The organism is Megamonas hypermegale, assembly GCF_900187035.1.
GTDB lineage: Bacteria > Bacillota > Negativicutes > Selenomonadales > Selenomonadaceae > Megamonas > Megamonas hypermegale.
The window spans coordinates 1,279,479-1,301,910 of the sequence record NZ_LT906446.1 but is presented as its reverse complement, the minus strand read 5'-3'; the positions used below and the strand labels follow the sequence as shown (position 1 = coordinate 1,301,910).

Sequence of the window (22,432 nt, the reverse complement as noted above, 5' to 3'; positions counted from 1 at the left end):
TAATAATCTTTGATTATCATGCAGTACAATGGTATAATTAAACACGACAAATAATACAATAATACAATCTTACGTAAGGAGGAGAATCTTTAATGATTGACATTTTAGATCGTGTGCGCAATAAATCATTGCATGCGAAAATTGTCAGTGCTCAGGAAGCAGCTGAACTAATAAAACCTGGCATGAATGTAGGTACTAGTGGTTTTACACCATCTGGTTATCCTAAAGCAGTACCTTTAGCTCTTGCTGAACGTATGAAAGAGCACCCATTTAAAATCAACTTATTTACTGGTGCATCTGTAGGACCAGAACTTGATGAAGCTTTATGCAAAGTTCATGGCATTGATAAACGTATGCCATACCAAACAAACAAAGCAGTAAGAGGTGCTATTAATTCTGGCGAAATCGCATATAGTGATTTACATCTTAGCGAATCTGCACAGCTCGTTCGTTATGGTTTTTATGGTAAATTGGATGTTGCTATCGTAGAAGCTTGCGCTATTACAGAAGAAGGTAATATTATCCCAACAACATCTATGGGTAATACTGCTTCTTATGTTCAACAAGCAGATATGGTTATCGTAGAAGTAAATACTACTCAGCCATTAGAACTCGAAGGTATGCATGACGTTTATGTACCACTTGATCCGCCTCATCGTCTTCCAATTCCAATTGTTAAGGCTAATGACCGTATCGGTACTCCGTACATACCGTGCACTCCAGAAAAAATTAAATGTATTGTTCCTTGTGATATCACAGATAAAACTCGTCCATTTGGTGAAATCAGTGAAGATGACCACAAAATGTCCGAATTTATTATCGAACTTTTACAGAGCGAAGTTAAAAAAGGTCATATGCCTAAAAACCTCTTACCACTCCAATCTGGTGTAGGTAACGTTGCAAATGCCGTAATTAGCGGTTTCGTAGATTCTGACCTTAAAGACTTGTCTGTATATACAGAAGTTATTCAGGACGGTATGTTTGACTTAATCGATGCAGGTAAATTGAATTTTGCATCTGGTACAGCATTATCTCCTTCTCCAGACGGATTAAAACGTTTCTATGAAAATATCAAAGAATATAGAAAACATCTTTTACTTCGTCCACAGGAAATTTCCAACAGCCCAGAAGTTGTAAGAAGAATTGGTGTTATTGCTATGAATACTGCTATTGAATGCGATATTTATGGTAATGTAAACTCTACTCACGTTTTAGGTACTAAAATGATGAACGGTATTGGTGGTTCTGGCGACTTCGCTAGAAATGCGTACCTCACTTGCTTCTTCACAGCATCTACAGCTAAAAACGGTCTTATTTCTTCTATCGTTCCTATGTGCTCACATGTTGACCATACAGAACATGATGTAGATATTATCGTTACTGAACAAGGTTTAGCTGACCTTCGTGGTCTTTCTCCACGTGAACGTGCTCGTGAAGTTATTAACAAATGTGCTCATCCTGATTATAGACCAATGCTGATGGATTATTTGGAAAGAGCAGAAGCTGCAACTAAACATGCACAAACTCCACATATTCTTAAAGAAGCTTTGTCCTGGCATGAAAAATTCATGGAAACAGGTTCAATGAAATAATACCTTTTTAGGGAGGAAATTTAAATTATGAGCAATGAAAAAGAAAAAATCCAAGCTGAATTAGCTAAGTATAATGCTGGCGTAGAAAAAGCAATCGCAAGATTCCCAGAACGTCCACATCTTCCAGAACAGCGTTTATACACTCCGCTTGATATTGCTGACACTGATTATGCAGATGATATCAGCTTCCCAGGTGTATATCCTTATACTCGTGGTGTACAGCCTACTATGTATCGTGGCCGTTTCTGGACAATGCGTATGTATGCTGGTTTCTCCACAGCTGAAGAATCCAACAAACGCTATCGTTATTTGATTGAATCCGGTGCTACTGGACTTTCCTGCGCATTCGACCTTCCAACTCAGATCGGTTATGATTCCACTGATGAAATCTCCGAAGGTGAAGTTGGTAAAGTTGGTGTTGCTATCGACTCCTTAGCAGATATGGAAGTTCTTTTTGATGGTATCGACCTCGGTAAAGTTTCCACTTCCATGACAATCAATGCTCCAGCTTCCGTACTCTTAGCTATGTATATTGCTGTTGCTGAAAAACAGGGTGTATCTGCTGACCAATTAAAAGGTACTATCCAGAACGATATCCTTAAAGAATACGCAGCTCGTGGAACATACATCTTCCCTCCACGTCCATCCATGCGTCTTATCACTAACATCTTTGAATATTGCTCTAAATATGTACCAAAATGGAACACAATCTCCATTTCTGGTTACCATATTCGTGAAGCTGGTTCTACAGCTGCTCAGGAAATTGCATTTACAATTGCTGATGGTATCGCTTACGTTGAAGCAGCTATCAAAGCTGGTCTTGATGTTGATGCATTTGCTGGTCGTCTTTCCTTCTTCTGGAATGCTCATAACAACGTACTTGAAGAAGTTGCTAAATTCCGCGCTTCCCGTCGTATCTGGGCTAAAGTTATGAAAGAAAGATTTGGCGCTAAAAACGAAAAATCCATGAAACTTCGTTTCCATACTCAGACTGCTGGTTCTATGCTTACAGCTCAACAGCCTAACAACAACATCATTCGTGTTGCTTTACAAACTGCTGCTGCTGTTATGGGTGGTACTCAGTCTCTCCATACAAACTCCCGTGATGAAGCACTTGCTCTTCCTACAGAAGAATCCGTTATGATCGCTCTTCGTACTCAGCAGATCGTTGCTTATGAAAGTGGCTTAGCTGACGTTATCGACCCACTTGCTGGTTCTTACTATGTAGAAGCTATGACTAATAAAATTGAAGCTGAAGCTTGGGATTACATCAAGAAAATTGATGAAATCGGCGGTGCTGTTGCTGCAATTGAACAAGGTTATATCCAGAAAGAAATTCAAGACAGTGCTTACAAATGGCAGATGGACGTTGAATCTGGTGCAAGAACAATTGTCGGCGTAAATAAATTCCAGATTGAAGAAAAACCAGTTGAAGGACTTCTTAAAGTTGATGCTTCCGTTGGTGAAAAACAGAAAGCTAAAGTTGAAGCTATGAAAGCTAAACGTGATAACGCTGCTGTTCAAGCTGCTCTTGCTGATTTGGAAGCTGCTTGCAAAGATGAAAACGAAAATCTTATGCCTCATATCCTCGCTGCCGTTAAAACTTATGCAACTCTCGGTGAAATCTGCGGCGTAATGCGTAAAGTATTCGGCGAATATGAAGCACATGTAAATCTTTAATAAGTGAAGATATTTGGAGGTAAATAGAATGATTAGAGTATTAGTAGCAAAACCAGGTTTGGATGGTCATGACCGTGGAGCAAAAGTAGTAGCACGTGCACTTCGCGATGCAGGTTTTGAAGTAATTTATACAGGTCTTCGTCAGACTCCTGAACAGATTGCAGAAGCAGCTCTTCAGGAAGACGTTGATGTTGTTGCTATGAGCATTCTTTCCGGTGCTCATCCACACCTTTTCCCTAAAGTTGTAAATCTTGTTAGAGAAAAAGGCATGAACGATGTATTAATCATCGGTGGTGGCGTTATTCCAGAAGGCGATATCCCAGCATTAAAAGAAGCTGGTATCGCAGAAGTATTCACTCCTGGTACTCCAACATCTGATGTTGTTAACTACATCAAAGAACATGTAAAAAAAGACTAATTAAGGCTTAGCGCGTTAATTTTATCTAAAACTTAAAAGGCAATTCATCCTTTCTCGTTATGCAAGTAGTGAGATGAATTGCCTTATTAAGTAAAGACTTAAATTTGTAAAAACAAAATATGTAGCTTTTGTGCCGGCATATTTTGTCAAAAGGGACAGAAGCTATCAATCAAAGGTGGTGCTTATATGGATATAGCTCAAGAATTGTTAAATGGAAATCGTTTAGCTCTTACTCGTGCAATTACAGCAATAGAAAATGAAACAGATTCTGCAGTAGAAATCATGAAAAAACTGTATCCACATACCGGGCATGCCTTTGTCCTTGGTATTACTGGCCCACCAGGTGCAGGTAAATCCACTCTTACTGATAAACTTGCAAGAGCTTATCGTAATCAAGGTAAAACAGTTGGTATCATCGCTATTGACCCGACTAGTCCATTTACAGGCGGCGCTATTTTAGGTGACCGTATTAGAATGAACAGTTTGACTTTGGATGAAGGTGTATTTATCCGCAGCATGGGGACAAGAGGCAGCTTAGGTGGCTTATCACATAAAACAGCTGATGCAATAAAAGCAATGGATGCTTTTGGCAAAGATGTTATTATTGTAGAAACTGTTGGTGTAGGTCAGTCTGAAGTTGATATTGTCAAAGCCGCTGATACAACTATGGTTGTATTAGTACCGGGACTTGGTGACGATATCCAGGCTATTAAAGCCGGAATATTGGAAATCGGTGATATTTTTACCATCAATAAAGCAGATCTTGATGGTGCAAATAAATTATATATCGAACTGAATATGATGCTTGACCTTGATGGCGTTAAACATGATTGGCGTCCACCTATTAAAAAGGTTATGGCTAATAGAGGCGAAGGTATAGATGAATTAGTGGAAACTATAGAAGAACATCAAAAATACTTGACTGAAAGTGGCAATTTAGCTATTAGACGTCATAAACGTGCTAAAAATGAACTTTTAGACCGTTTGAATGCTTCTATAGGTGCCTATATAACTGAACATATCATAAAAACTGGCGAAATCGATGCTTATGTAAAAGCTATTGAAACTCGCCAAAATGATCCATATACTGTAGTTAATACAATTATGGATAATATGTTAAAAAAATAACAGATTATTTATCAGGAGGGTCTTATCAATGAAAATCAACAGAGTTGACCATATCGGTATTGCTGTACCAAATCTTCAAGAAGCAAAAAAATTCTATGAAGAAGTTTTAGGTATTAAAATTACTAAAGAAGATGAAGTTATCGAAGACCAGAAAGTTAAAGTAAGCTTCGTTCCATGTGGTGAAGTTGAATTAGAACTTCTCGAATCCACTACTGATGATGGCCCAATCGCTAAATTCATCGCTAAAAATGGTGGTCGCACTGGTATTCAACATGTTGCTTTAAATGTTGATAACATTGAAGAAGCTATCGCTGAAATGAAAGAAAAAGGCGTTCGTATGATTGATGAAAAACCTCGTTACGGCGCTGGCAATTCCAGTATTGCATTTGTTCATCCAAAAGCTAGCGGTATCTTATTAGAACTTGCTCAGCGTTTAGATGAAACAAAATAATCTAGCTTATTTTAAGCATAGATTTTATTAAGGAGGTATAATTTTGGCTACAGTTCAAGAAAGAATTGACCTCATGAATGCCAAAAAGGAACACATTTTGCAAGCAGGCGGTCCTAAACGTGTTGCAAAACAGCATGCTAAAGGTAAAATGACTGCTCGTGAACGTATTGAAAAACTTTTTGATGAAGGTACATTCGTTGAATTAGATCAGTTTGTAAAACATCGTTGCACTAACTTCGGTCAGGAAAAGAAAGATTTACCTGCTGAAGGTGTTATCACAGGCTATGGTACTGTAGATGGCCGTTTAGTATATGCATATGCACAAGATTTCACTGTAGAAGGTGGTTCTCTTGGTGAAATGCACGCTAAAAAAATCTGGAAAGTACAGGAAATGTCTTTAAAAATGGGCGCTCCTTGCGTTGGTATCAATGATTCCGGCGGGGCTCGTATTCAAGAAGCAGTTGATGCACTTTCTGGTTACGGCGGAATTTTCCAGAGAAATACTGATGCATCTGGTGTTGTTCCACAGATTTCTGTAATCATGGGACCATGCGCTGGTGGTGCAGTATATTCTCCAGCTCTTACAGACTTCATTTATATGGTTAAAAACACTAGCCAGATGTTTATCACTGGTCCAGCTGTTATCAAATCTGTTACTGCAGAAGAAGTTACAGCTGAACAGCTCGGTGGTGCTATGACTCATAACACTGTTTCTGGTGTTGCTCATTTTGCTGCTGATAATGAAGCAGATTGCATTGAACAAATTCGTTATTTGCTCAGCTTCTTACCAAGCAATAATATGGATGATGCTCCAGAAAGACCAACAGCTGATGACCCATCTCGTATGGATGATAGCCTCGATACAGTAATTCCAGATAACTCTAACATGCCTTATGACATGAAAGATGTTATTCGTTCTATCGTTGATGATGGTGAATTCTATGAAGTTCATCAGCATTATGCTACAAATATTATCACTTGCTTTGCGCATTTCGGCGGACGTTCCGTTGGTATCATTGCCAACCAGCCAGCAGTAATGGCAGGCTGCCTCGATATCAATGCATCTGATAAATCTGCTCGCTTTATTCGTTTCTGTGACGCATTCAATATTCCTATTGTCAACCTCGTTGACGTTCCTGGCTTCTTGCCTGGTACTGACCAGGAATATGGCGGTATTATTCGCCATGGTGCAAAAATGCTTTACGCTTATTGTGAAGCAACTGTACCAAAAGTTACAGTTATAACTCGTAAAGCATACGGCGGTTCTTACCTCGCTATGTGCTCTCGTGAACTCGGTGCTGACCAAGTTATGGCTTGGCCTACTGCTGAAATTGCAGTTATGGGTCCTGCTGGTGCAGCTAATATCATCTTCCGTAAAGATGACCCAGAAACTAAAAAAGCTCATACAGAAGAATATATTGCTGAATTTGCTACACCTTATAAAGCAGCAGAACGTGGTTACATTGATATGGTAATTGATCCAAAAGAAACACGTCCTCGTATTATCACTGCTTTGAACATGCTTGCAAGCAAACGTGAAACACGTCCGGCTAAAAAACACGGCAATGTTCCATTATAATAAGGGGAGAGTAAATTAACATGGCAAATAACAATGCTCCTATTAGCGAAGAAGTAGTAGCTGCTATTTCTGCCGCTGTAGAAATGATGATTGGCAAAAAAGTCATAGCTGTTCGTATTAAACGCAGCGATGCTTGGACAATGGCGGGCAGACGCGACAACGCTTAATTTTTCCGTCATCAATAAACCAATAATATCCAAATAAAAAGTAATATCTTGGAGGAATACAAAGTGAAAAAATTTAACATCACTGTAAATGGTAACGCTTATGAAGTTGAAATCGAAGAAGTAAAAGCTGCTGCAGCTCCTGCACCTAAAGCAGCTCCAGCACCTGCTGCTGCACCTGCACCTGCACCTAAAGCTGCTCCAGCTGCTGCTGCACCTGCTGCTGCTGGTGATACTACAGTTAGTGCTCCAATGCCTGGTAAAATCGTTAAATTAGTAGCTTCCGTTGGTCAAGCTGTTAACGCTGGCGATACTTTATTAATTCTCGAAGCTATGAAAATGCAGAATGAAATTGCTGCACCATGCGCTGGTACAGTTAAATCCTTCTCCGTTAATGCTGGAGATAGCGTAAAACCTGGTCAAGCAATGGTTGTTGTTGGCTAATTATTAATTTGTATGAAAAATCCATCAGTCGTTTTCGGCTGGTGGATTTTTTTATGATATGAGGAAGTGTTTTAAATGAAAAACCTATATAATGTATTTTTTAGTCCTACAGATAGCACACGTGACGTATTAGATTGTTTATCTATGGATTTAAAAATGGTAGCAGAAGATGTTGATTTGACATTATATCAAAATAGAGAATTAAAAGCTGAGTTTACAAAAGATGATTTGGTTTTAATCGGCGTACCTTCTTATGCAGGCAGAGTGCCACAGACTTTTACGCAACGTTTTGCTGAAAATATTTCAGGTAATGGCGCATTAGCAGTATTAGTTGTTACTTTTGGCAATCGTGCTTATGAAGATACTTTAATAGAATTAAAAGATTTAGCTGAAAAAAATAATTTTAAGGTGATTGCAGCAGCTGCTGTTGTAACTCAGCATTCCATAGTGCCAGAGTTTGGAGCAGGTAGACCTGATATGGAAGATAAAAAAGAATTAAAAAGTTTTGCCAAGCAGATAAAAGCTAAAATAACTACTGAAGTTTATGATGATATAGCTGTTAGCGGAAATAGACCATATAAAATGGCAATGGCTTCATCAATGGCACCGCGTTTAGATAAAGATAAATGTATAAGTTGTGGAATGTGTGTTGTAGCTTGTCCAACACATGCAATTGATGAATTTTCTTTTGAATGTGAAGCGACAAAATGTATATCTTGCTTGCGTTGTATAAAAGTATGTCCGATGAATTGCCGATACGTACCGATAGAAATATTAAATAAATTAAAAGAACATTTAACACCACTTTGTTCCACTAGAAAGAATAATGAATTTTTTATTTAAAATAGAAGGGAAGGTAATATGGAAAATAAATTTAGTATAATACGAAAAGCTTTTATCGCGGCATTTCCGCATACCGTACCTATCTTAGCTGGTTTTTTATTTTTGGGAATGGCATATGGAATTTATATGAATGTCTCAGGATTTAGTTTTTGGTACCCTATGTTGATGAGTTTGACCATTTTTGCGGGTTCTGTGGAATTTGTCACTGTTAGCTTGTTGTTGAGTGCTTTTAATCCTGTACAGGCTTTATTGATGACGCTTATGATTAATGCTAGGCATTTATTTTATGGTATTTCTATGTTAGAAAAATATCGTCATACGGGTTGGAAAAAGATTTATCTCATATTTGGTATGTGTGATGAAAGTTTTTCTATCAATTACACAGCGAGAATTCCTAAAGATATTGACCGTGGCTGGTTCATGTTTGCCGTTACTGTATTTAATCATATGTATTGGGTTGTAGGTGCAACGCTTGGCGGTATTTTTGGCTCATTAATCCATTTTAATACAGAAGGTTTGGAATTTGTGATGACAGCAATGTTTGTTGTTATCTTCCTTGAACAATGGTTACATGAAAAAAATCATATATCATCAATATTGGGTATTTTGATTTCTGTAATCTGTCTATGTATCTTTGGCGCAGATAATTTTATAATACCATCTATGCTTATAATCTTAGCCACATTAACTTTATTGCGTAGTTCATTAAAAAAGGGGCATTTAGTAAATGAGTTTTTCAGAACAGATAATAACTATTGCTATGGTAGTATTGGGAACAGTTTTGACGCGTTTTATACCATTTATTTTATTTCCTACAGAGAAATTTACACCTAAATACATTCGATATCTCGGTAATCTACTTCCTTCTGCTGTTTTTGGTCTTTTAATTATCTATTGTTTAAAAAATGTAAATATATTTACAGGTAGTCATGGTATTCCAGAATTGATAGCTATTGTTTTTGTCGTCATTTTACATCTATGGAAAAGGCAAATGCTCATTTCTATAGCAGGCGGAACAATTTTTTATATGGCACTTGTACAATATGTTTTTTTGTGAAAAAGAAAACGACCTTTAATAGTCACATAACTATCAAAGGTCGTTTTTTAAAATTGCGTGTCGGTGAAAACATCATCCCAGAAAGTGTAAATAAAGACAACAATCAGGAGAAAAATTAAAAATAAATCACCAAAATCCATAATAAATCTTCCTTTATGAAATATAGATATTATTTACTGTATTTTAAAATAAAAACTTTTAGTGGTTTAAACAAATTGTATAAAACAACGGCTTTTACAGATGTGAGAAGTGCTGCTTTTATTAAGCGTAAAGAGAAAAATGCTACAGCAGCATCATGGTACATCAATGTTAACCAGATATTGTTTAAAATACAATCGACAAATAAAAGTATGCAACCATTCATTATGAATAATTTTTTTAAGGTTATTTCCTGTTTATAGAGGAATTTACCATAAATAAATGCTGATACAGCTGCACTTAGAGTAAAACCAGGAAAATAAAGTCCTGGCATGAATAGATTACTGCCGATAATATCAGCCAATACAGCCATTATTATAGTTTTTTTTGCTCCCCACATAGAAGCGTAGATAGCTATTGGAATAAAAGCAAAATCAATGCGGACAAATGGGGTTTGGATAGCAAAAACATAAGTGAATAGAATAGTTATTGCAATGAATATACCACTAGATACAATATACATAAAGATACCTCCTAAATTGGCGTTGCCACATAGTAGGAAATCTTTCCTGTATGTAGCAGCGGGATGCAATATCTGTACCGCAAGAAAATCTTTTCGTTCAGACAGCAACTCCCCGTCTGTCTGACACTTAACGCACAGATATTTACTCTGCTTAAAAGCAATAATATTTATTATAATCCTGTGATTTTATCTTGTCCAGTAATGGTTTTGGTATTGTAAAAAGTATACGATGTGTTATTATAAGATAACGAGAAATATTTTGTAGAAGGAAAAGTGGTTTTTATGAAAAAAATTATGGCTTTATTTGTATTTTTATGTATCTTAATGGCACAAGCTGTAGTATTTGCAGCAGAAAACACAAACACTTCTAATAGTGCTCCTGTTAATACGGTTAAACGTTGGATATTGATTAATATTCCAGCGCGTTCGTTGCGCCTTTATGAAGATAATAATTGTGTAGCGATGTATCCTGTTGGTGTAGGTAGAATAGAGACTAAAACACCAGCTGGTTTTTATAAAATCGTTGAAAAAATTGAAAATCCTACTTGGGTTGACCCAGGTGATACAAGTGTTGCAATTTCATCTGGCCCTGATAATCCGCTTGGCTATCGTTGGCTTGGCATAGGTGGTAACTATGGTATTCATGGTACTAATAAACCAAGTTCCGTAGGTCATTACGTTTCTAATGGTTGTGTGCGCATGGTAGAAGCCGATGTTGAAAAATTATTCGATAAAGTAGATGTTGGTACAGAAGTACAGATTATGTACAATCGTTTAGTCATCGATAAAACACAAGATGGCAGAGTAGCTTATTATATTTATCCAGATGGATATAATATGCAAAATCTCACAGTTGATTTTGTTAAACAAGGTTTAGCTGGTTATGGTATTGCTGATTTTGTAAGTGATGATTATGTTGCAAAATCCATTGAAGCTTCAAATGGTTTGCCAAATTTTGTAGCAGCTCCAGTAAATCTCATGTACAATGGCAAAAAATTAGATTTCAAAGCTGTTAATTATCAAAATTTAACTTATGTACCTGTAGAAAATTTAGCAAAGACATTGAATACTGCTGTAAAAGTTGAAAATAATAATGCAACTACAACAAAAGGCAGTGCAGCTGTATCATTATTTAGCAAGAAACCATACATTCGCTTAACTGATATAAGCAATATTTTTGATGTTAACTTTACTTTAAATAAAAATTATACTGTAGCAACATTAACACCAATAACTGCCAATGCTGTACAACCAGTTGAAATTAATGAAGTTGCTGATGAAAAAGACAAACAAGATACTACAGTAAAACAGGATACTGTTAAACAAAATAATGTAAATGTACCTAAACGTGAAAATAGTTTAAATGCAGAAAAAGAATTATATAAATCTGTGGATACAAAAATAAAACCAGAACAAAAAACAATTGACTTTGAAAAATCTGTAGTGGATAACAACGAAACAGATAAAATGGAATTAGTAACAGTAAAATAAAGGAGGCTTGTTGTGGAGCGAAGATTTATTATTATTGATGGTAGCAGTTTAATGTACAGAGCATTTTTTGCTCTGCCACTGCTGACATCTTCTGAAGGCATTTATACGAATGCAATCATGGGTTTTTCTAATATGCTTGGAAAAATCTTGACTGATTATAAACCGGAACTCATAGCTGTAGCCTTTGATAAAAGTCGCAAAACGTTTCGCACAGATATGTATGAAGCGTATAAGGGACAAAGAGCTAAAACTCCAGATGAATTAAAATCACAGATACCGCTATTGCAGGAATTTTTGGCAGCTTTAGGTATTGCTTTTATTGAAAAAGATAATTATGAAGCTGATGATATAATTGGAACTTTAGCTAAAAAATCAGCGAGTGAAGGGTATGAAGTCTTAATCGTTACAGGCGATAAAGACGCATTGCAACTCATTGAGCCACAAGTAAAAGTAATGCTCACGCGTCGCGGTATTATGGATATGCAAATCTTTGATGAAGAAGCGTTTAAAGAAAAGTATGCAGGGCTTGAACCGAAGAAATTGATTGATATAAAAGCTTTGATGGGGGATAGTTCTGATAATATCCCAGGTGTGCCAGGAATTGGTGAAAAGACAGCTTTAAAATTATTGACACAGCTTGGAGATTTAGAAAATTTACTCGATAATATCGATGAAGTTTCAGGCAAAAAATTAAAAGAAAAGCTAGAAGAAAATAAGGATTTAGCACGCTTATCATATAAATTGGCTACAATTTTTTGTGATGTAGATGTAAATTTTGTACCTGATGAATATAAAATTGCACCGGATATCTTAAAATTGCAAGCTTTTTGCGATAAATATGAGTTAAAAACAGTCTTAAATCGTATGAAAAAAATCTTTGCTGATGAGTTTAAATCAGATTCTGAGGAAGAATTGACTTTGGATTTTTCAGCAAATGAAATGCCACAGTATCAGATTTTAAATATAGATAATATAGATGAATTTAAAAATGATATTAAAGTGCAGGGAAAATGTTCCATATTGATGCAGACAGAAGGTAAAGTACCTGATGTAAATATAAAATTGATGGCGATTTGTGTTTCTGATAAGATTGGCATTTTAAAAGATGATTTTGCATTAGTAAATGATATTTTAGCTGATGAAAATATCATAAAAAATGTTTATGATGTGAAATCATTTTACCATGCAGGATTGAATTTAGCGGGTAAAATCAATGATGTACTTTTGATGGCATATCTTTTAGAACCTGCTAAGCGCAGTTATGAGATGAATGTAATCCGCCAAATTGCGGAAGTTGAAGAAACAACTGATTATGAACAATTAAAAGATGAAGAAAAAATCGCTTACGATATACAGCATTTAGATGAAATCTGCAAGACTTTGCAAGAAAAACTCAAAGATATGCAGATGGATAAATTGTATCAAGATATTGAATTTCCATTAGCAAAAATGTTATCAGATATGGAAATGGTAGGCATTTACATCAATGAAGCAAAACTTGATGAAATGAATGCACAGATGAACAGCGAACTCAATCTATTAGAACAGGATATTTATGGATTAGCAGGTGAGATGTTCAATATTAATTCACCAAAGCAATTGGGTGAAATTTTATTCGTGAAATTGGGTTTACCAGCATTGAAGAAGACAAAGACTGGTTATTCGACAAATGCGGAAGTATTGGAAAATCTGATTTATGCTCATCCGATAATTTCTAAGATATTGGATTATCGTTTATTAAATAAATTGAAGACGACATATCTTGATGGATTGAAGGCATTAATAAATCCAACTACAAAACGCATTCATACTACTTTTAATCAAACGGTAACAGAAACAGGCAGACTCAGCAGTTCAGAACCTAATTTGCAAAATATACCAGTGCGCACAGCAGAAGGCAAGAAAATTCGCAGTTTATTTGAACCGGGCGAAGGTTATGACCAAATTTTGTCAGCCGATTATTCACAGATTGAACTTAGAATTATGGCACATATGTCAGAAGATAAGCATTTTCTTGAAGCATTTCGCAATAATCAAGACATTCACCAAGCCACAGCGGCACAAGTATTTAATGTGCCAATTGATGAGGTTACACCGCAAATGCGAAGCCGTGCTAAAGCTGTCAATTTCGGCATAATATATGGCATAAGTCCATTTGGTCTTGCTAAAAATCTGCATATTTCACCAAAAGAAGCTGGCGAATATATCGATAATTATTTAAGAGAATGTAGTGGCGTAAAACAATTCATGGAAAAAATCGTGCAACAAGCGCATGAAAAAGGTTATGTAACGACTTTATTCGGTCGTCGTCGCTATTTGCCTGCGATAAAGAGCCGTAACTTTACGCAACGTTCTTTGGCGGAACGCATGGCAATGAATACGCCTATTCAGGGAACGGCGGCAGATATTATAAAAATCGCCATGAATAGAGCAAGTGATGCGATAAAAAAAGCTGGGCTTAAAAGCAGAATTTTGCTTCAAGTACACGATGAACTAGTTTTGGAAGTTGTGGATAAAGAGATTGAGCAAGTTTCAGAGATTTTGCGTGAAGCTATGCAAAATACAGCAAAATTAAAAGTGCCACTTACAATTGATATAAATTATGGAAAAAATTGGGCTGAAGCTAAATAATAGGGTGATTATATGCCAGAAATGCCAGAAGTAGAAAATATTGTTAGAGGAATTAGAAAGTATATAGTAAATCAAAAGATTGTGGATATTGAAATCATAAAAGGTGATGTGATTAAATATCCAGAGATAAAAAAGTATAAAGAGCTTCTAATCGGTAATAGTATTAAGGCGATAGATAGGCGTGGCAAATACATTATTTTAAAAATGGATAACGGAATATTGTCCGTTATCCATTTGCGTATGACAGGTAAATTATTATATACGTTGCAAAATCAACCGATTGATAAATACAGCTGTGTAGTATTTTATTTGGAAGATGGAAATAAATTAGTATATGCTGATGTTAGAAGATTAGGCACATTAGAAGTTGTTAATACAGATGAATTATCGCGCATTAAGGGTTTATATACTTTAGGTGCAGAGCCTTTGTCTAAAGAATTTACTATAGAATATTTGCAAAATATTTTAAAGGGCAGTAAGAGCAAGATAAAATCATTTTTGTTAAATCAAAAAAATATTGCAGGGCTTGGCAATATTTATGTAGATGAAGCTTTATTTTTAAGTAAGATAAATCCGCTAAGGATAGCGACTTCATTAAATGATATGGAAATAAAAAGACTGCACGAGGCAATAAATAAAGTCATAAGTGCGGGCATTGAAGATGGTGGTACGACTTTTCGCGATTATCGCAACGGCTTAGGCGGAAAAGGCTCACATCAAGAACATTTATACGTTTATAATCGCAAAGGACAGCCGTGCAGATTATGTCAAACGGTGATTGAAAAAACGACAGTAGGTGGCAGAGGTACATATTATTGTCCATCTTGTCAGCGATTAGATAGTTAAAGGAGGGAAGAAGATGAAAATTATTGGTTTAACAGGCGGAATTGCCTGTGGAAAAAGCACAGTGAGCGCCTATTTAAAGCAGAAAGGTGCAATCATCATTGATGGTGATAAAATTTCATGGGAATTATCCGAGCCACATAAAGCTATTTGGCAAGCATATGTAAATCATTTTGGCACGAAAATCTTAAATGCAGATAACAGTTTAAACCGTCGTCTTATTGGACAGATTGTTTTTTCTGATGAAGTGGAAAAAAACTGGATGAATAAGACGATGCACCCTCTTATAAAAGATGCCATTTTAGAGCAATTTGAAATCTGCAAGCAAAATGATGTTAAAGTAGTTGTACTCGATATACCGTTATTGTATGAAGCAGGTTGGGATAAATTTGCCGATGAAGTATGGGTTGTAAAAGTTGATAGACAGCTTCAGATAAAGCGTATTCAAGATAGAGATAAATTGACGCAGCAAGAAGCAGAAAACAGGATTAATGCTCAAATGTCTGTAGAAGAAAAGGCTAAGCGAGCTGATGTGGTGATTGATAGTAGCGCTGCACCAGAGATAACTTTACAAAAAGTAGCACGTATTTGCGAGGAACGAAATTTAAATTTTTAAAGGATATATAGTCATATTTGATTAAGCAGAAAGCTAACTGTTAATCGGGGATAGGACAAAGAGTTAAGATGAGTTTTTTAAGAAATTTGTGTATATGTATAGTGATATTAATAGGTATTGGTTATGGTGTTTGGCATAACGAAGATTTTCAGCGGAAATATATTTATCCATATCCATATAAACAGATTGTAGAATTTTATGCTAATAGATATGAAATAGATGAATATTTAGTTGCTGGTGTAGCTTTGGCAGAAAGTAAATTTGAGCCTGATGCTAAATCTGTTCATGGAGCACTCGGTGTCATGCAGATTATGCCGGAAACAGCGACGTGGATTGCAAAGCAGATTGAAGATGATAATTTTTCGATAAGTGAAATGTACAATCCAGAAAAAAATATAAAATATGGAGTATGGTATTTGTCTTCATTGAATGATGAATTTTATGGAAATAAGGTTTTGATGTTGGCGGCATATAATGCCGGTCGGGGCAATGTCCGCGAATGGATGGAAAAATATGGCTGGAATAAAAACTTTAGCGATTATAAACAAATACCGTATCCAGAAACGCGCGAATACGTGGAACGTGTTTTGAAGAATGAACAAGAATATAAAAAGTTATACAAATAAAAAAATGTTGAGGTAATGAAAACCTCAACATTTTTATTTTATATCAAATTTTATTTTCGATATTATTTTCCTTCAACGAAGTTTAAAGCATTTAATGTTTTTTGAGCTATGCCGTGCATTTTTTCAGCAGAGATAGAGCATACAGCAATTCTTACGCCGCGTTTTAATGGTACAGCAAAGATTAAATCATCATGTAATTTTTCACATACAGCAGCTGGGTCAGTAGATGGAATAGAGAGGAAGAAACCAGCTTTGTAAGGAAGAGCTTTAAGTCCGCATTGTGCAGCTTCATTCATGAAGATAGCACCGCGTTCTTTAATTGTCTGGTAAATAGCATCGCGTTCTGCTTCAAATTGAGCGAGTAATGTTTTGTCACTATCAATAGTTGCAAGTGTTGCCATAGCGCCGCGGTTGATATTTGACCAAGTTGCACGGCTTGTGTATTTGCAGACATTCAAGAATTCAGTAGCGATTTCTTTATTGGAAGATAAGCCAACCATAGCACCAGTACGCTGACCGTATAAAGTATAACCTTTAGACATACTGAAAGCGAAAATAGTGAAGATATTGTCTGGTAAGTTAGCGAATTTGCGCATGAATTTGCGGGATTCATTTTTTTCACCAGCATAATCGATATAAGCGATATCAACGAGTAAAGTGATTTTTTTATCTCCACCTTTAACGTGTTCTTTGCATACATCGAGAACTTTATCCCAATCTTCTTCAGATAAGCTGTAGCCTGTTGGGTTATGTGCTGGAGTATTGATGATGATGAGAAGTGAATCTTGGTCAGCTAGTAAAGAATTTACTTTATCTGTGAAGCTGTCGATATTGTAATTCATATTTTCATCAAATAATTCATATGTTTCGAGTTTACGTCCTGCTTCATTGCATAAGACATTGTAAGTGCCCCAATACCAATCAGAAGTCAAAACACTGTCGCCGATTTCGGAGTAATTCCAGATAGTGTTGTGTATAGCACCAGTACCACCGGCAGTTGCAACGGCTTCTAAATAACCATCGGGTTTATTGTCGGCAAATGTGAGATTTTTTACAGCTTCAAGATAAGCAGGAAGACCAGCAATTGGAGCATATGCAGCGATTTCATTCATTGGAAGACTACGTAAAACTTTTTCTACTGTAGGAATACAAAGGAGTTTTCCTTCGTCGTCCATGATAGCACCAATTGTACCATTTGTTACTTTATCTGCGCCGTATTTTTGAGCGGCAGCATTTGCAGCAGCGCTAGCTCCAAAAATAACATCTTTTAAAACTTTGCCTTGGCTATGAGTTGCAGCCATACTATTAATCATAATAAAATTCCTCCTAATATAAAAGACACATTCAAAGAAATGTATAATGCCAGAATAGCAGACTATTAAATTATACTACAAAATGTAAAAATTTTTTATATATATACGCTATGTATACATGTATATTTTTTGTGAAGTGACATTTTTGCCTGTATTTGTGTATTTTATAGACAATCATGAATTGACATTGCTTCTCAATAAGTGGTATAATCTACTCATTGTACTGTCAACTTGTACAGTTTTTATTTTATTTATTTATTATTGATTTTGCAAATAGGAGGTTTTTGTGAATGGCAGAAAAAGTTTTTCCCATATCTCAAGAACAATTAGAAAAAATTATTGAAAAATATCCAACACCTTTCCATATTTATGATGAAAAAGCAATCAGAGCTAATTTACGTCGCTTTAAAAAAGCATTCGATTGGGCTCCTGAATTTAGAGAATATTTTGCAGTAAAAGCATTACCAAACCCTCGTATTTTACAAATTGTAAGTGAAGAAGGCGCTGGAGCAGATTGCTCTTCTCTTCCAGAACTCGTACTCGCTGATGCTTCTGGTATTCATGGTGAAAAAATAATGCTCACATCAAATGATACACCAGCAGACGAATTCCAAAAAGCTATTGAACTCGGTGCAATCATCAATCTTGATGATATCAGCCATATCGAATATTTAGAAAAAAATGCAGGTTTACCAAAAGTTATGTCCTTTAGATATAATCCAGGTAATTTGATTGAAGGTAATGATATCATCGGTAAACCAGAAGAAGCTAAATATGGTCTTACTAAAGAACAGATGTTCGAAGCTTATAAAATTGCTATGGAAAAAGGCGTTAAACGCTTCGGTTTACACACTATGGTAATTTCCAATGAAACACGTTTAGAAGGTTTACTTTTAAATGCGCGCATTGTATTTACTTTAGCAGCAGAAATTTCTAAACAACTTGGCATTAAATTTGAATTCATCAATTTAGGTGGCGGTATCGGTATTCCTTATCGTCCAGAAGATACAGCTGTTGATTTAGAAGCGCTTGGCGAAGGTGTACATAAATTGTATGATGAAATCCTCGTACCAGCAGGACTTACTAATACAGCTATAGCTTATGAATCTGGTCGTGCTATTACAGGTCCTTACGGCTATTTAGTATCAACTGTATTGCATGAAAAGAAAACTTATAAAGATTACATCGGACTTGATGCTTGCATGGCAAATTTAATGCGCCCTGCAATGTATGGTTCTTATCATCATATGATAATCATGGGCAAAGAAAATGCACCATGTGACCATGTATATGATATTACTGGTTCTCTTTGCGAAAATAACGATAAATTTGCTATTGACCGCAAAATGCCAAAAATTGATATCGGTGACCGCATCGTAATTTTTGATACTGGTGCTCATGGTCATGCAATGGGCTTCAATTACAATGGTAAATTGCGCAGTGCAGAACTCTTATTGCGTGAAGATGGTACAGTAGAACTCATTCGCCGTGCAGAAACTATTGAAGATTATTTTGCTACATTATATTATGATGGTTCTGTATTGAAAAAATAAGATAAAAAAGATAAAAGCTGTTACATGAAATGTGATATGCACCCAAAATATTGGACATATTAATTAAGCTACTAATTGAGACTTAGTTCTGTATTCTACGGGACTAAGTCCTTTTAGTTTTATCTTTATCCGTTTTGTATTATAATATTTTATATAAGATTTTAACTCTTTTATAAAATCTTCAACGGATTTAAATTTTTTTAAATAGAACAATTCGCTTTTTAGCAAACCAAAGAAATTTTCTATTACGGCATTATCTAAGCAATTTCCTTTTCGGCTCATGCTTTGAATAATGCCTTTTTCTTTTAATAACTCCTGATATCTTCTATTCTGATACTGCCATCCTTGGTCTGAATGTAGAATTATTCCTTTTGTTTCTTTTATCTTTCTTGTTGCATCTTCTACCATATCTAATACTTGCTTTAGTATTGGTCTTTTCGATATTTTATAACTTATTATTTCTCCGTTATATAAATCTATTATTGGTGATAAATATATTTTTTCATTACATAATGCAAATTCTGTTACATCTGTTGCCCATTTTTCGTTTGGTTTTGATGCTTTGAAATTTCTATTTAATATATTTTTAGCTATTTTCCCTTCTTGCCCTCTATACGATTTATATTTCTTTGCTCTTATCTTGCATGTTAAATTTTCTTCTTTCATCAATCTCATAACTACTTTATGATTGACTTTTATTCCTTGTTTATGCAGCTGCAAAGTTACTCTTCTATATCCATATCTTCCATGATTTTTATTACAAATATTATGAATTAATGTTTTTAATCCTTTATATTTGTCTTCTTTTGATAATTTTTTTAATGCATCATAATATGTGCTTTTAGCTAATTTTGTATAGTTTAATAGGGTTTTTAGAGTATATTTTTTCCTTAATTTAGCAATTACTAAAACTAGTGTCTTCCTTCCTTTTCCCATTGCTTCATTAAGGCATGCCACTTTTTTAATAAGTCATTTTCCATCCTTAATTGATAATTTTCTTGTTCCAATTGTTCAACATAAGAAAGTTCTTTTTTAGGTTTGTTAACCTTATTTTTAGATTTAGATTTTTTCATAGATGGTCTACCTCGTTTCTTAGAAACTAAGCCAGAAAATCCATAAGAGCTATACAATTTTTCCCATGTAGAAATTGTACCAGTATTAGGAATGGAAAATTTGGCTGCTGTTTGATTTAATGATAAATGATGTAGCCATTTATATTCAATAACTTTTTGTTTAAAGATAGGAGTATATTTACGATTTTTATGAAGAAGTTGTGAAATGCCACCATTTTCATAATGAAATATCCATCTGCGAAGAGGAGCTGTATTTGGCATGTTTAGAATTTTAGCTACATGATAAATAGAATCTCCTTTTAAAACCATTTTAATTGCTTTAACTTTAAATTCATTTGAGTATTTAGTCATAAAAAAACTGCACCTCCAAAAGTTGTTTTTTTTGTCCAACTTTTGGGGTGCAGTTCAATGTTTGTGTAACAGCTTTTTGCGATATAAAATAAAAATGTTGAGGTGAATTCATTAGCCTCAACATTTTTTATGCAAAGATATTTAATTATTTTCAGTTGTTTTATTTGTTTTGCTTGTTTCAAGCGGTAAAATTTCTGGTTTTGTATGATTTTCGATGCAATCTTTAGTGATGATGACGCGACGTGGTTCGTTTGATTGTGGAATTTCATACATGATATCGAGCATAACATCTTCTAAGATACCGCGTAAGCTTCTTGCACCTGTTTTTCGTTCAATGGCTTTATGTGCAACAGCATAAAGGGCATCTTTTTCAAATTCTAGTTTTACATTATCCATGGATAAAAGTTCTTGATACTGTTTTACTGGAGCATTTTTTGGTTCTGTTAAGATTTTCAGTAAATCGTCTTCGCTGAGTTCTTCTAATGTACAGATTACAGGCAAACGACCGATGATTTCTGGAATTATGCCGAATTGGATTAAATCTTCTGGACGAACTTTGTGAATTAAGCTATTGTATTTTGGTTTATCGTTTTTATTTTGTACTTCAGCGCCGAAACCAATGGAAGTAGCGTCTGTTTTTAAACGTTTAGCAATGATATCTTCAATGCCGACGAATGCACCGCCAACGATGAATAAGATATTAGTCGTATTTACTTTGATTGTAGGAGCTTCAGGGTGTTTGCGTTGTCCTTGTGCTGTAAATTCAACGACGCCACCTTCAATCATTTTTAAAAGACCTTGCTGTACACCTTCATGACCTGGGTCAGCTGTTATGGAATTATTAGCACCGGATTTACGGGCGATTTTATCGAATTCATCAAGATAGATTATGCCGTGTTCAGTGCGTTCGATATTTTTATCAGCGGCATAATAGAGATTTCGTACAGCAACTTCAACGTCAGAGCCGACAAAGCCAGCTTCAGTGAGGCTAGAAGCATCTGTTACAGCCATTGGAATGTCTAAGAGTTTTGCTAAATGCTGGAGCATAGCCGTCTTACCGCAACCAGATGGACCGAGCATGATTACATTTGATTTTTCGATATTCATGTCTTTGGGGTCATGTGTATAGCCGTATTTCATGCGTTTATAATGGTTATAAACAGCGACAGAAAGAATTTTTTTGGCATAATCTTGATTGATGATGTATTGGTCTAAATATTCTTTGATAACGTGTGGTTTATTTTTAGCGAGAATATCATCTAAGCTTTCAGCAAATTTGCGATTTACAGCTTTTTCTTCACGTTTATCATGTTCAGCAATAAAATTATAAATGTCTTTGATACAATTTTTGCAGATAGCAAAACCCGTCTGTGGGTCATAAATTGGCATATCGTATTGTGAATGTATAGTTATAGTGCGATTGCAAAAACTGCAATTATGCTTTACTTCTTGCGAATTTTTCTTCATCTAATCCTATCCCTTCAATAGTAAAGTTGAAAATTCAAGATAATTAATCGAATTTTTTGTTGCACAATATGTATATTATAGATTTTTCCTACAATATTATCAATAAGAAAAGACTGCAATGTCTATTTTTCTTTGCTATTAAAAGATTTTTAGATTGATATATCTTGCAAGAATGCTGGCTGTGTGATATAATCAATCAGTAAATGTCAGAGAAAGAGGTGCGATAGAATGAAACAAGGAATCCATCCTGATTATAAAGAAGCTACAGTTATCTGTGGTTGCGGCAATACTTTTAAAACTGGCTCTGTAAAAAGTGAATTACGTGTAGACGTTTGCTCCAAATGTCATCCATTCTTCACTGGTCGTCAACGCGACATGGCAGCTGGTGGCCGTATTGAAAAATTCAACAAACGTTATGGCAAAAAATAATATACCAATAAATGGCAGAGCA

At 35.3% G+C, this 22,432-nt stretch carries 23 protein-coding genes and 1 riboswitch; of the genes, 18 read left to right on the top strand and 5 right to left on the bottom strand.

Annotated features, from left to right (window positions below; all coding sequences use genetic code 11):
• Window positions 1–92 precede the first annotated feature (92 nt).
• The 11 genes from CKV65_RS06165 to CKV65_RS06120 all read left to right on the top strand — a co-directional run bounded on the left by CKV65_RS06165 (window position 93) and on the right by CKV65_RS06120 (window position 9,356).
• Window positions 93–1,592: an acetyl-CoA hydrolase/transferase family protein gene (locus CKV65_RS06165; RefSeq protein ID WP_027890351.1), complete on the top strand. Its 1,500-nt coding sequence runs from the start codon at window positions 93–95 to the stop codon at window positions 1,590–1,592.
• Between the two features lie 27 nt (window positions 1,593–1,619).
• A complete protein-coding gene (locus CKV65_RS06160; RefSeq protein WP_027890352.1) occupies window positions 1,620–3,272 on the top strand; it encodes an acyl-CoA mutase large subunit family protein in 1,653 nt (550 codons plus the stop codon).
• A 28-nt stretch (window positions 3,273–3,300) separates the two neighbouring features.
• Entirely contained in the window at window positions 3,301–3,690 is a 390-nt protein-coding gene (locus CKV65_RS06155) for a cobalamin B12-binding domain-containing protein (RefSeq protein WP_027890353.1), read from the top strand.
• 186 nt (window positions 3,691–3,876) lie between these two features.
• Window positions 3,877–4,818: a methylmalonyl Co-A mutase-associated GTPase MeaB gene (meaB, locus tag CKV65_RS06150; protein WP_027890354.1), complete on the top strand. Its 942-nt coding sequence runs from the start codon at window positions 3,877–3,879 to the stop codon at window positions 4,816–4,818.
• A 28-nt stretch (window positions 4,819–4,846) separates the two neighbouring features.
• Window positions 4,847–5,269 (top strand): methylmalonyl-CoA epimerase, encoded by a 423-nt coding sequence (gene mce / locus CKV65_RS06145; RefSeq protein WP_027890355.1) that lies wholly within the window; start codon window positions 4,847–4,849, stop codon window positions 5,267–5,269.
• A 43-nt stretch (window positions 5,270–5,312) separates the two neighbouring features.
• Window positions 5,313–6,848 (top strand): methylmalonyl-CoA decarboxylase subunit alpha, encoded by a 1,536-nt coding sequence (gene mmdA / locus CKV65_RS06140; RefSeq protein ID WP_027890356.1) that lies wholly within the window; start codon window positions 5,313–5,315, stop codon window positions 6,846–6,848.
• 20 nt (window positions 6,849–6,868) lie between these two features.
• Window positions 6,869–7,015: a hypothetical protein gene (locus tag CKV65_RS10820; protein ID WP_027890357.1), complete on the top strand. Its 147-nt coding sequence runs from the start codon at window positions 6,869–6,871 to the stop codon at window positions 7,013–7,015.
• Window positions 7,016–7,078: 63 nt separating this feature from the next.
• Window positions 7,079–7,456 carry a biotin/lipoyl-containing protein gene (locus CKV65_RS06135; protein ID WP_027890358.1) on the top strand — a complete coding sequence of 126 codons (378 nt, stop codon included), beginning with the start codon at window positions 7,079–7,081 and terminating at the stop codon, window positions 7,454–7,456.
• A gap of 75 nt (window positions 7,457–7,531) precedes the next feature.
• The gene (locus tag CKV65_RS06130) at window positions 7,532–8,299 is read left to right on the top strand and encodes a 4Fe-4S binding protein (protein ID WP_027890359.1); all 768 of its coding nucleotides are present in this window, start codon (window positions 7,532–7,534) and stop codon (window positions 8,297–8,299) included.
• Window positions 8,300–8,317: 18 nt separating this feature from the next.
• A complete protein-coding gene (gene azlC, locus CKV65_RS06125; RefSeq protein ID WP_081654860.1) occupies window positions 8,318–9,133 on the top strand; it encodes an azaleucine resistance protein AzlC in 816 nt (271 codons plus the stop codon).
• Window positions 9,027–9,356, top strand: coding sequence for a branched-chain amino acid transporter permease (locus CKV65_RS06120; protein WP_027890360.1), 330 nt, complete (start codon window positions 9,027–9,029; stop codon window positions 9,354–9,356). The genes azlC and CKV65_RS06120 overlap by 107 nt, the downstream gene beginning before the upstream one ends.
• 169 nt (window positions 9,357–9,525) lie before the next feature.
• Here CKV65_RS06120 and CKV65_RS06115 read toward each other — a convergent pair whose 3' ends face one another.
• Entirely contained in the window at window positions 9,526–10,017 is a 492-nt protein-coding gene (locus CKV65_RS06115) for a folate family ECF transporter S component (protein ID WP_027890361.1), read from the bottom strand.
• 54 nt (window positions 10,018–10,071) lie between these two features.
• Window positions 10,072–10,169, bottom strand: a riboswitch (THF riboswitch).
• Between the two features lie 130 nt (window positions 10,170–10,299).
• Between CKV65_RS06115 and CKV65_RS06110 the strand changes: the two genes are divergently transcribed.
• The 5 genes from CKV65_RS06110 (at window position 10,300) to CKV65_RS06090 (ending at window position 16,224) form a co-directional block, all read left to right on the top strand.
• Window positions 10,300–11,508, top strand: coding sequence for a L,D-transpeptidase (locus tag CKV65_RS06110; RefSeq protein ID WP_051177632.1), 1,209 nt, complete (start codon window positions 10,300–10,302; stop codon window positions 11,506–11,508).
• A 12-nt stretch (window positions 11,509–11,520) separates the two neighbouring features.
• Window positions 11,521–14,139, top strand: coding sequence for a DNA polymerase I (gene polA / locus CKV65_RS06105; RefSeq protein ID WP_027890362.1), 2,619 nt, complete (start codon window positions 11,521–11,523; stop codon window positions 14,137–14,139).
• 12 nt (window positions 14,140–14,151) lie between these two features.
• Window positions 14,152–14,985 (top strand): DNA-formamidopyrimidine glycosylase, encoded by an 834-nt coding sequence (gene mutM, locus CKV65_RS06100; protein ID WP_027890363.1) that lies wholly within the window; start codon window positions 14,152–14,154, stop codon window positions 14,983–14,985.
• A 13-nt stretch (window positions 14,986–14,998) separates the two neighbouring features.
• The gene (gene coaE, locus CKV65_RS06095; RefSeq protein WP_027890364.1) at window positions 14,999–15,598 is read left to right on the top strand and encodes a dephospho-CoA kinase; all 600 of its coding nucleotides are present in this window, start codon (window positions 14,999–15,001) and stop codon (window positions 15,596–15,598) included.
• Window positions 15,599–15,666: 68 nt separating this feature from the next.
• Window positions 15,667–16,224, top strand: coding sequence for a lytic transglycosylase domain-containing protein (locus tag CKV65_RS06090; protein ID WP_027890365.1), 558 nt, complete (start codon window positions 15,667–15,669; stop codon window positions 16,222–16,224).
• A gap of 62 nt (window positions 16,225–16,286) precedes the next feature.
• Here the strand turns inward: CKV65_RS06090 and CKV65_RS06085 are convergent, their stop codons facing one another.
• Window positions 16,287–17,537 carry a pyridoxal phosphate-dependent aminotransferase gene (locus CKV65_RS06085; protein ID WP_027890366.1) on the bottom strand — a complete coding sequence of 417 codons (1,251 nt, stop codon included), beginning with the start codon at window positions 17,535–17,537 and terminating at the stop codon, window positions 16,287–16,289.
• A 290-nt stretch (window positions 17,538–17,827) separates the two neighbouring features.
• On the opposite strand from CKV65_RS06085, the gene CKV65_RS06080 reads away from it, so the two are divergent.
• Entirely contained in the window at window positions 17,828–19,090 is a 1,263-nt protein-coding gene (locus CKV65_RS06080) for a diaminopimelate decarboxylase family protein (protein WP_027890367.1), read from the top strand.
• Window positions 19,091–19,153: 63 nt separating this feature from the next.
• On the opposite strand, the gene CKV65_RS06075 is transcribed toward CKV65_RS06080, so the two are convergent.
• The 3 genes from CKV65_RS06075 to clpX all read right to left on the bottom strand — a co-directional run bounded on the left by CKV65_RS06075 (window position 19,154) and on the right by clpX (window position 21,981).
• Complete coding sequence (locus tag CKV65_RS06075; protein ID WP_157738452.1) at window positions 19,154–20,047, bottom strand: IS3 family transposase; 894 nt, start codon at window positions 20,045–20,047, stop codon at window positions 19,154–19,156.
• The gene (locus CKV65_RS06070; RefSeq protein WP_095197699.1) at window positions 20,002–20,514 is read right to left on the bottom strand and encodes a helix-turn-helix domain-containing protein; all 513 of its coding nucleotides are present in this window, start codon (window positions 20,512–20,514) and stop codon (window positions 20,002–20,004) included. Before CKV65_RS06070 ends, CKV65_RS06075 begins: the two co-directional genes overlap by 46 nt.
• Before the next feature lie 141 nt (window positions 20,515–20,655).
• Entirely contained in the window at window positions 20,656–21,981 is a 1,326-nt protein-coding gene (gene clpX, locus CKV65_RS06060) for an ATP-dependent Clp protease ATP-binding subunit ClpX (protein ID WP_027890589.1), read from the bottom strand.
• Window positions 21,982–22,209: 228 nt separating this feature from the next.
• Here clpX and rpmE point away from each other — a divergent pair, with 228 nt between their 5' ends.
• Window positions 22,210–22,410 carry a 50S ribosomal protein L31 gene (gene rpmE, locus CKV65_RS06055; protein WP_027890590.1) on the top strand — a complete coding sequence of 67 codons (201 nt, stop codon included), beginning with the start codon at window positions 22,210–22,212 and terminating at the stop codon, window positions 22,408–22,410.
• Window positions 22,411–22,432: the final 22 nt, after the last annotated feature.